Below are 1,227 nucleotides of genomic sequence, written 5' to 3'. Positions count from 1 at the left end.
GGCTCTTCGGACATTCGGTGGGGGTCATGGGGTGAGGCCGCCGGCGGCGAGGAGCATGCGGAGCCTGTAGTTGTCGCGGTTGCGGAACCCTCTGGCGAGGCGGCGGTGGAGTTCGATGATGCCGTTGATGGCCTCTGTGCCGCCGTTCGATGACCTCCCGGTGGTGAAGTAGGCCAGGAACGCGTCGCGCCAGCGCCGCAGGGTGCGGCCCAGACGGGCGATCTCGGGGATCGGGCAGGTGTGGAATGTGTCGACGACCTTCTCTGCGATCCGCCGCCCCTCGGTGAGGTCCTTCTGGTGGTAGGCGGAACGCAATTGCTGGGCGCACTGCCACGCCACGAACACCTCGTCGTGCGCTTCATCGGCCTCGATCGCGGTGACCAGGCGGGCGCGCTGCTTGTCGGTGAGGTTCTCGGCGCCGGCGCGGAGGATGGTCTGGATCCCGTAGAGGGGGTCGCCCTTCCGTCCGCGATGCCCGAGGGTGTCCTGCTGGACACGGCGGCGGACCTCGTCCACGGCGGCGGTGCCGAGCTTGACGACATGGAACGCGTCCAGCACGGCCGTGGCGTCTTCGAGCCTGTCGTCGATCGCGGTCTTGTAGCCGGCGAACGGGTCAAGAGCTGCGACTTTCACGTTCTTGCGGAAGGTGTCGCCACGGTCGGCGAGCCAGGACGCGTAGGCCTTCCCCGATCTGCCGGGCACGAGGTCGAGCAGCCTGGCCCGCGTCTTTCCGGTGCTGTCGCGGCTGAGATCGACCATCCCAGTCAGCTCCTTCGGACCGCGCTTGCGGGGATCGACATGATGCCAGATGTGCTCATCGACACCGAGCGTGGTCACGTTCTCGAACCGGGACTCGTCCTCAGCCAGCTTGACCAGCTCGGGCTCGACAGCGCGCCACACCGTCTTCCACGACGTGCCGAGCTGACGGGCGATGCCGTGCACGGTGGCGTGCTCACGGCGCAGCTGCACGATCGCCCAGCCAACGGCACGCGTGGTGATGGACCCGCGCCGGGCGACCAGACCCGGGAGCTGCTCCACGAACGTCCGCCGCGCGCATCCCACCTCGTCGCACCGCCAGACCCGCTGCCGCCACACGATCCGCACCCGCGTCGTCGCGGGCACATCATGAAGCACCCGTCGGCGGCGTCCGCGGCCGGTCGCGACAACCCCACACGAAGGGCAGCCGGTCGGCGCCGCGGGCGTCGAGACCGACACCACCAGCAGCCC

The 1,227-nt window shown here is 69.4% G+C and carries 1 protein-coding gene; it reads right to left on the bottom strand.

Annotated elements, in window-relative coordinates:
• Window positions 1–24: 24 nt before the first annotated feature.
• On the bottom strand, window positions 25–1,227 hold a 1,203-nt coding region (locus tag WDU99_RS17220; protein ID WP_420064026.1), incomplete at its 5' end, for an ISL3 family transposase.

The organism is Microbacterium bandirmense (assembly GCF_037204185.1).
GTDB classification, from domain to species: Bacteria; Actinomycetota; Actinomycetes; order Actinomycetales; family Microbacteriaceae; genus Microbacterium; species Microbacterium bandirmense.
This window is presented reverse-complemented; position numbering and strand designations above follow the sequence as displayed.